Raw genomic sequence first — 7538 nt, 5'->3', positions numbered from 1 at the left:
GGTGGCTGAACGTATCCGCTCCAATACCCTGTCTACGCCCGACCAAGACCACCGGTTCTTACGGATTGCGAACATCCCCGTAGATCCGATCCGGGCGTGGCACACTGCGCTGGTGGAGCTCCCGCGTGTATCGCAAGCCCCAGGTGAAGACGCGGGGGATGAGGTGAGGGCTACGAGAGCATGGTGTGGGCCAGGCCGGTGAGGGCGCCGCCGGCGATCAGCCAGGCGGTGTTGAGCTGGGTCTTCCACAACAGGATCAGGGCGCGCACGGCGATGGCCGCGGTGAGCGGGTCGATGATGGCGGTGCGGGCCACTGGTAGGAGACCCCCGCCATGAGGGCCAGGGCGGCGGCGTTCAGGCCGTCGAGGAGGACGGCGGTCCAGGCGCGCGAGCGTAGCCAGCCGGTGAGTTTGGTGAGCAGCCCGACGAGCACGAACGAGGGCAGGAAGATCGCCACGGTGGCCAGGAATGCGCCGACGGGTCCGGCGATGAGATAGCCGATGAAGGATGCGGTGGTGAAGACCGGGCCGGGAGTGACCTGGCCGATGGAGACGGCGTCGATGAGCTGCTGCTCGCTGATCCAGCCGAGCCGGTCGACGAAGTCGCCGCGAAGGAAGGCCAGCAGGACGTAGCCGCTGCCGTACAGCACAGCGCCGATCTTCAGCATGGTGGCGAACAGCTGGGCCAGTTGCGCGCCGGTGGGATCGGGAAAGACCGGAAGCGGACCGCCGAGCAACGGCAGCGCGAACAGGGCGTGCGGGTGCCAGCCGCCGGGCCGGGGTACGCGGTGCCGATGGAAGGCCGGATCGAACGCCGCAAAGTGCTCGGCGGCGCGATCAACGAGTACCGCCGAGCCGCATAAGCCAGGCGGAGAAACCCCAGCTCAGACCGTACATGCGAGATTTGAAGCACTACAGGTCAACAATCAGACGTTCGGATCGATGGTGTCGAGTGTCTACGGGGGCACGGCGGCGCTGGTCAGAGTGCAGTGACCGCGGCCTCCGCCGCGCCCTCCATCGAGTGAATTCCCGCGCTCGTTCGGCGTCGAGGCGCCCCGCGCCGGGCGCGGTGGTTCCCGACCGACGCGTCAGAGCCCGCCGCTGCGTGTTCCGCCCTCCCTGAACTGCCGCCGGTCAGCCGGGCATGCCGGTCAGGGTGAGGAATTCGCCGCGTGATCGGCCGTCGGTACGCAGCAGGCCGAGGAGGGTTGAGGTCGTGGTGGTGGCGCCGATGGCCTGGACGCCGCGCAGGGTCATGCAGGTGTGTTCGGCCTGGATCACGACGCCGACGCCTTGGGGGTCCAGGTGGGTCTGGAGCCAGTCGGCGACCTGTTTGGTGAGGCGTTCCTGTACCTGGGGGCGGCAGGCGAAGTGCTCCAGGACGCGGGCGAGTTTCGACAGGCCCAGTATCCGGTGTCCGGGGAGGTAGCCGATGTGTGCGGTGCCGACGAAGGGCAGGAGGTGGTGTTCGCAGACGGATCGCAGCGGGATGTTGCGGGCGAGGACCAGTTCGTCGTATCCCTCGTCGTTGGGGAAGGTGGTCAGCTCGAACGGTCGGGGGCTGAACAGTTCGGCGTAGGCGCGGGCCATCCGACCGGGTGTGCCGCGCATGCTCTCGGATTCGGTGCTGATGCCAAGAGCCTGGAGGAACTGCCCGGCGGCGAGTTCGGCGGCCGCCAGGTCCGTCTCCTTGACTTCATGGACGACGTGCAGCGCGGTGGGCATCGTCATCAGCGGCTGGGAGGAGTCCAGGGACATACGCAACGTCGCGTGAGGGTGCCGAGTCATGTCAGCCTCCGATCCCGAGCGCGGTGAGCAGTACCAGGACCACGGTCACGACGGCGGCCAGGCCGTGCCCTATGACCACGGCTACCGGGAAATGTCGTTCGGCCGGCCCCGCCGGCGCGGCTGCGCTGGCCCGGCGGACCGGGATCCAACGGGCGAGCATCAGGAATCCCAGTGCGGCGACGGGCACGAGCAGGCCGAAGGCGGTCCAGGCCAGCGCGCCTGTGTCAGTGATCACATAGGTGATCCACACGACGAGACCGACGGCGGCGAGCGCGAGGTGGCCGAAGATGACCGGGACGGGCAGGCGGCTGGTGCCGCCTCGAGCGCCGCCGTGCGCGATCCAGGTGCCGAGCATGTAGAAGCCGCCGAGTGCGGTGATCACCCAGGTGATCAGTGCGGCGATGGCCATGGGAACTCCCGATGTCGAGGTGCGGATGCGCCGGGGATGGAGATGGAGCGTGGTCAGCCGGTGCGACGGCCGGGACGCCGCTGGACGGGGACGAAACCCTCGGCCTGCATCGCCTCGTCCGCGACCCGCACGCCGTAGTGGTAGGCGAGCTTGCCGCCCAGATATCCCGAGACGCCGAGCACGGCCAGGCTCACGGCATTCAGCGTGAGCTGGCCCACGCCGACGCTGCCGGATGGCCCCTGTCCGGCGTACCGCCACAGGAAGTTGCCCGCGTAGGCGGCGGTCACCAGCAGGTTCAGCGTCACGTGGATGAGACCGACACGGAACGCCCGCGTACCGGTGGGGATGGCCAGCAGATCCAGCAGGCCCACCATGGCCGCGGCCAGGGCGCCGATCACGCCCAGCGCGATCAGCCACATGGCTCCTCGGGCGAGGAAGTCCGGGTCCTCGACGACATGGGAGGCGACGTCGAAGACGAGACTGCCTACCCACGCTCCGATCGGCACGGTGACCAGGATGGGGTGGAACGGGTGCCCGTAGGGACCGGCGAGCATGGCGCTGACCGGCCGCTTGGCGTGCTGCGATTCGCTGGACATGGCACGCCTCCTCTCCAGAGGTTTCACTAACGAGTATTGGACTTATTCACACCCCGGTCAACCTGCCCTGGGAAATCGTGACGTTGAGCCAGCATGGGTTGGAGTTATTGTGGATGCATGACCTTTGACGCGAATCCGGCTGCGCCGCAGACCTCCGCCGCTGCGGGCGTCGACGCGGTCCTGGTCCTCGGAGACGATGTGCGGCGCAGGATGTACGACTTCGTACGGCGTGCCCGTCGGCCGGTGACCCGGGAGGAGGCGGCCGGTGAAGCCGGCATCTCGGCCAAGCTGGCCGCCTTCCATCTGGACAAGCTCGTCGCGGCCGGGCTGCTGCGCTCCCGCTACGACAGCCCGGGTGGCGTCCGCAGGGTGGGCCGTAAGCCCAAGGTCTATGAGCCGGCCGACACCGACATCCGTGTCAGCATTCCCGAGCGCCACCACGACGTGCTCGCGGAGATCCTCATCGACGCGGTCCTCACCGAGGAACCGGGTGAGTCCGCACGGTCTGCCGCGCTGCGCACGGCCCGCCACCGAGGGCAGGAGTTGGGAGCGGCGACCCGCGCCCGCACCCGCCCGGGTCGCCTGGGGCCCGAGCGCTCCCTCACGGTCAGCGAAATGATGCTGGAGCAGCACGGCTTCGAGCCGTACCGCCCGGCTACCACCGAGCTGCGACTGCTCAACTGCCCCTTCCATCCCCTCGCCGCTCGTTCGCCCGAGCTGGTGTGCGGGATCAACCACGCCTTCGTTGACGGCTTCCTCGCCGGCCTGGAAGCCGCCGGTATCCGCGCGGACCTGGCCCCCCGCCCGGGCCAATGCTGCGTCGAACTGCGCGCCGCATCCGGCGGCCACAACGCCCCCGACCCGGCCACCGACGGCGTCGGCTGCGCGAGGGAGAACGGCATTCCGCCTGTGGATGACCCTGGCAACACGCCATAGTGGGGGTCCAGCCCTGTACCGCTTCATAACTCATCGCAGGGCGTTTGATCTGCGGGTTTGACCTACGGACGTGGCGCGGGCAAGATCGCCGCTTGTGTCGGTTCGTCCTCGACAAGCCCGCCGCTGTCGGTGAGGGGCAGCGCGAGTTGTTCCCCGCCTACCGCTACTACCCGATCTTCACCGACGACTCCTATACCCTCCTCCAGCCCGAGGAACAGCATCGTGACCACGCGCTCCAAGAGCAGGTCAACGCCGATTTGATCGACGGGCCACTTGCCCACATGCCCTTGGGCGTCTTCGCCGCGAATGCCGCGTGGCTCACCTTGGCGGCCATCACCCACAACCTGCTGCGCGGCCTCGGCTGCCTGGCCTCGGCCTCCCACGCCCGCGCCCGGGTGCCACCCTGCGCCGCCACCTGATCAGCGTGCCCGCCGGGCTGGCCCGGCACGGCCGAGCAGGTGGTCAAGGCCATCTGGTCCTCCACCTGCCCGCCGGATGGCGCTGGCAGCCCGCCTGGCTCAACATCTTCACCGCCACCCACGACCCGCCCACCGCACAAACGGCCTGACCAGCCGAAACCCTCTGGTCACGCACTGCCGACGATCCTCACGATCATCCGCGCCGCCGCGCGAATCCCGATCGCCCAGACGCACCGGACAAGCCGCGACCCGAGCACGGCGGTCCTCCCATGCCCGCAAACACCCCTCCACCTGCGGACTTGTTCCTCGTGGAGGAATTGGGCCAGGAAACGATCACCAGGAATTACGCTCAGGCTGAGGTACGTGATCCGGCTAAGCGGTGCCGGCACGTAGGAAGAGCTTGCCTACGTCGCGAAGGTGCTGGCGGAACTCAGGGGGATGGATTACGTCGAATTCCGCGCCGACCGCGGCAAGGATGAGCACTGGCCAGTCGAAGGCGTCCACTTGCAGCCGCAGATGGCAGGAGTGGTCGTCGACGGGCTCGCACCGGCCGCCGGTGACGGCAACGACCGGTTCGACGGCGCTGGCCGGTGTGTGGATGAGGACGGTGATGTCGTGCCGGGTGGGTCGGGAGCCGAGCCGATCGGCGATGAAGGCGGCGGCGTCGGCGGCGGGCAGGTCACGCGGGCGGAAGCGCGCTCCGGTGGCGGCCGGGCCGGTGAGCCGGTCGAGGCGGAAGACGCGCCAGTCTGCGCGGTCGAGGTCCCAGGCGACCAGGTACCAGCGGCGCCCGAGTGAGACCAGCCGGTGTGGCTCGACCTGCCGGGTGGCCGGCTCGCCGGATGGGGTGGCGTAGGTGAAGATGAGTCGTTCGTCGTCGCGGCAGGCCTGGGCGATCACGGTGAGTGTGGTGGCGTCCACCTGGGGGCCGTCCGGCGGCGCCGTGACCGTGTAGGCCTGGAGAGCGTCCACGCGGCGGCGCAGATGGGGAGGCATCACCTGGACGACCTTGGTCAGGGCGCGCAGCGAGGTCTCCTCGATGCCTTCGACGGTGCCGCCGGCGGCGGTGCGCAGGCCGACGGCGATGGCGACGGCCTCCTCGTCGTCGAGCAGCAGGGGCGGCATCGCCGTACCGGATCGCAGCTGATAGCCGCCGGAGGCGCCGCGGTTGGCGTGGACCGGGTACCCCAGTTCGCGTAGCCGGTCGATGTCGCGACGCAGGGTGCGCTCGCTTACTGCGAGCCGGTCGGCCAATTCGAGGCCGGGCCAGTATCGGTGGGTTTGCAGCAGGGACAGCAATCGCAGCATGCGCGCGCTCGTGTTCGCCATGATTACAGACTCTCTCCCATTCCGGCCAGGAAGTGACCGGAATGGACTCTAGCGTGGCCTCCGTGAACGACAGAGCGGAAGGAACGCAGATGAAGATCCTGGTGACCGGAGCGACGGGGATCGTCGGCCGCCACGTGGTGGACCAGCTCGTGCGGGCGGGTGCCAGCGTGCGGGCGCTGACCCGCAACCCCGCAGGGGCCAAGCTGCCGCCGCAGGTGGAGGTCGTCGAGGGCGACCTGACCGCACCCGCAAGCGTGGCCGCCGCGCTGGAGGGCGTGGAACGGATGTACCTGTTCTCCGTGGAGGAGACCGCCCGCGAGGTCGTCGCGCTGGCCAAGCAGGCGGGGGTAAGGCGGATCGTGGTGCTGTCGGGGGCGGCGGTGACCGCCGGCCTGCACACCAACCCGGTGGAGCAGGCGGCCGAGGAGTCCGGGCTGGAATGGACGCACGTACGACCGTGCGGGTTCATGACGAACATGCTGCAGATCTGGGCGCCGTCCATCCGGGCCGAGCGGGTGGTCCGCTACCCATTCGCGGACGAGCCAATGAACCTGATCCACGAGGCCGACATCGCCGCCGTCGCCGTCGCCGCGCTGCTGGAGGACGGCCACCATGGCAGGGCGTACACCTTGACCGGGCCGGGGCTGGTCACCGTTCGCGAGCAGGTGGCGGCCATCGGCGAAGCGCTCGGCGAACCGGTCCGCTACGAAGAGGTCAGCCGCGAGCGCGCCCGTGAGCTGATGAAGACACAAGGGGGCTTCGCCGCCGAGTCGGCCGACCTCATGCTGGGCTTCGTCGAGTACGGCGGCGACGCCGCAACCGGCGCCGACGGCTACGCCGACCAGGACTGGTCGGCGCTGATGCGAGTATGGCCGGACGTGGAACAGGTCACCGGACGCCCCCCGCGCAGCTACGCCGAATGGGCCCGCGATCACGTCGCGGACTTCCGCTGACCGTCATCGATCGCCCTGGGCGTCCCGTCCCGTCCCACCTCGTGCGGGACGCCCGCCTCCTCCTAACCTGGGAACCCCTAAATGACCGACGCCTTGACACTGCCGGCGACACCGCCCCCGGCCGCATCCACGTCCTACCGGTGGCGGTGGCCGGCTCTGGCGGTGATCCTCACCGGCTCGGTGATGGAAATGCTGGACTCCACCGTCACCAGCATCGCCGGCCCGACCATCCGGGCCGACCTCGGCGGCGGCACCTCCCTGATTCAATGGCTCGGGGTGGCCTACACCCTGGCCATGACCGCCGGCCTGCTGGTCGGCGGCAGGCTCGGCGACATCGCCGGTCGAAAGCGCATGTTCCTCATCGGCGCCGGCGGCTTCGTGGCCGGCTCCCTGCTGTGCGCGATCGCGACCGGGCCGGAGATGGTGATCGCCGCTCGCGCGATGCAGGGCCTGTTCGGCGCCTGCATGATCCCCCAAGGGCTCGGCATGCTGAAGGAGATGTTCCCGCCCCGGGAACTGCAGGCAGCCTTCTGTGCGATGGGCCCGGTCATGGGGCTGTCGGCGGTGGGCGGCCCCACCCTGGCAGGGTGGCTGGTCGACGCCGACTTACTCGGCACCGGCTGGCGCATGATCTTCCTGATCAACCTGCCCATCGGCTTGGCGGTCCTGATCGCCGCGATCACGTTCCTGCCCGCCGGCCGCCCGGCCCCAGGAGTTCGGCTCGACCTGCCCGGCGCGGTCCTCGCCTCTTGCGGAGCACTGCTGCTGATCTTCCCGCTGGTTCAAGGCCGCGAGTACGGCTGGCCCGCCTGGACCTTCGCGATGATGGCGGCCTCCGTCGTGGTGTTCACCGTCTTCGGATGGCACGAGGTGCGCAAGAGCCGCAGCGGCGGCGACCCGCTGATCCTGCCCGGCCTGTTCCGCAAGGGAGCCTTCCTCGGTGGTATGGCCACCGGGACGATCTACTTTGCCGCCTTCTCCGGGTTCGGCCTGGTCTTCAACCTGCACCTCCAACTAGTAGTACTTCGTTAGGTGGTTGATCACTTCGTGTGATCAACCACCGCGCCGGATTCGAGATCATGGTGCGGTGACACCTGACGAGATGGCGC

General features: G+C 69.1%; 10 protein-coding genes. 5 read left to right on the top strand and 5 right to left on the bottom strand.

The features are described 5' to 3' along the window. Nucleotides 1–256: 256 nt before the first annotated feature. The 4 genes from ACFXJ8_RS43705 to ACFXJ8_RS43690 form a co-directional block, all read right to left on the bottom strand. Entirely contained in the window at nt 257–736 is a 480-nt protein-coding gene (locus ACFXJ8_RS43705; protein ID WP_379651444.1) for a chromate transporter, read from the bottom strand. Nucleotides 737–1133: 397 nt separating this feature from the next. Beyond that, complete coding sequence (gene folE / locus ACFXJ8_RS43700) at nt 1134–1730, bottom strand: GTP cyclohydrolase I FolE (RefSeq protein ID WP_379651446.1); 597 nt, start codon at nt 1728–1730, stop codon at nt 1134–1136. A 58-nt stretch (nt 1731–1788) separates the two neighbouring features. Then, a complete protein-coding gene (locus ACFXJ8_RS43695; protein ID WP_379651443.1) occupies nt 1789–2196 on the bottom strand; it encodes a hypothetical protein in 408 nt (135 codons plus the stop codon). 53 nt (nt 2197–2249) lie between these two features. After that, entirely contained in the window at nt 2250–2792 is a 543-nt protein-coding gene (locus tag ACFXJ8_RS43690) for a DUF2231 domain-containing protein (RefSeq protein ID WP_379651441.1), read from the bottom strand. Between the two features lie 117 nt (nt 2793–2909). Here ACFXJ8_RS43690 and ACFXJ8_RS43685 point away from each other — a divergent pair, with 117 nt between their 5' ends. The 3 genes from ACFXJ8_RS43685 to ACFXJ8_RS43675 all read left to right on the top strand — a co-directional run bounded on the left by ACFXJ8_RS43685 (nt 2910) and on the right by ACFXJ8_RS43675 (nt 4296). Continuing rightward, entirely contained in the window at nt 2910–3728 is an 819-nt protein-coding gene (locus tag ACFXJ8_RS43685; RefSeq protein WP_379651439.1) for a helix-turn-helix transcriptional regulator, read from the top strand. Nucleotides 3729–3820: 92 nt separating this feature from the next. Beyond that, nucleotides 3821–4147, top strand: coding sequence for a hypothetical protein (locus tag ACFXJ8_RS43680; protein WP_379651437.1), 327 nt, complete (start codon nt 3821–3823; stop codon nt 4145–4147). 5 nt (nt 4148–4152) lie between these two features. After that, nucleotides 4153–4296 carry a hypothetical protein gene (locus ACFXJ8_RS43675; protein ID WP_379651435.1) on the top strand — a complete coding sequence of 48 codons (144 nt, stop codon included), beginning with the start codon at nt 4153–4155 and terminating at the stop codon, nt 4294–4296. A 223-nt stretch (nt 4297–4519) separates the two neighbouring features. Here ACFXJ8_RS43675 and ACFXJ8_RS43670 read toward each other — a convergent pair whose 3' ends face one another. Continuing rightward, nucleotides 4520–5476: a helix-turn-helix transcriptional regulator gene (locus ACFXJ8_RS43670; protein ID WP_379651434.1), complete on the bottom strand. Its 957-nt coding sequence runs from the start codon at nt 5474–5476 to the stop codon at nt 4520–4522. A gap of 62 nt (nt 5477–5538) precedes the next feature. On the opposite strand from ACFXJ8_RS43670, the gene ACFXJ8_RS43665 reads away from it, so the two are divergent. Together ACFXJ8_RS43665 and ACFXJ8_RS43660 are read left to right on the top strand one after the other, a co-directional pair. Next, nucleotides 5539–6429: an NAD(P)H-binding protein gene (locus tag ACFXJ8_RS43665; RefSeq protein WP_379651433.1), complete on the top strand. Its 891-nt coding sequence runs from the start codon at nt 5539–5541 to the stop codon at nt 6427–6429. 81 nt (nt 6430–6510) lie between these two features. Continuing rightward, nucleotides 6511–7461, top strand: a complete 951-nt coding sequence (locus ACFXJ8_RS43660; RefSeq protein WP_379651431.1) for an MFS transporter — start codon at nt 6511–6513, stop codon at nt 7459–7461. The last annotated feature ends 77 nt before the right edge of the window (nt 7462–7538 follow it).

Origin of the sequence: Nonomuraea sp. NPDC059194, from assembly GCF_042754765.1 — a bacterium.
Classification (GTDB): Bacteria; Actinomycetota; Actinomycetes; order Streptosporangiales; family Streptosporangiaceae; genus Nonomuraea.
This window is presented reverse-complemented; position numbering and strand designations above follow the sequence as displayed.

Coding starts and splice junctions, on each gene's coding strand:
- folE (WP_379651446.1), bottom strand. CDS start 1,730: ATGACGATGCCCACCGCGCTGCACGTCGTCCATGAAGTCAAGGAGACG.
- ACFXJ8_RS43670 (WP_379651434.1), bottom strand. CDS start 5,476: ATGGCGAACACGAGCGCGCGCATGCTGCGATTGCTGTCCCTGCTGCAA.
- ACFXJ8_RS43660 (WP_379651431.1), top strand. CDS start 6,511: ATGACCGACGCCTTGACACTGCCGGCGACACCGCCCCCGGCCGCATCC.
- ACFXJ8_RS43690 (WP_379651441.1), bottom strand. CDS start 2,792: ATGTCCAGCGAATCGCAGCACGCCAAGCGGCCGGTCAGCGCCATGCTC.
- ACFXJ8_RS43695 (WP_379651443.1), bottom strand. CDS start 2,196: ATGGCCATCGCCGCACTGATCACCTGGGTGATCACCGCACTCGGCGGC.
- ACFXJ8_RS43685 (WP_379651439.1), top strand. CDS start 2,910: ATGACCTTTGACGCGAATCCGGCTGCGCCGCAGACCTCCGCCGCTGCG.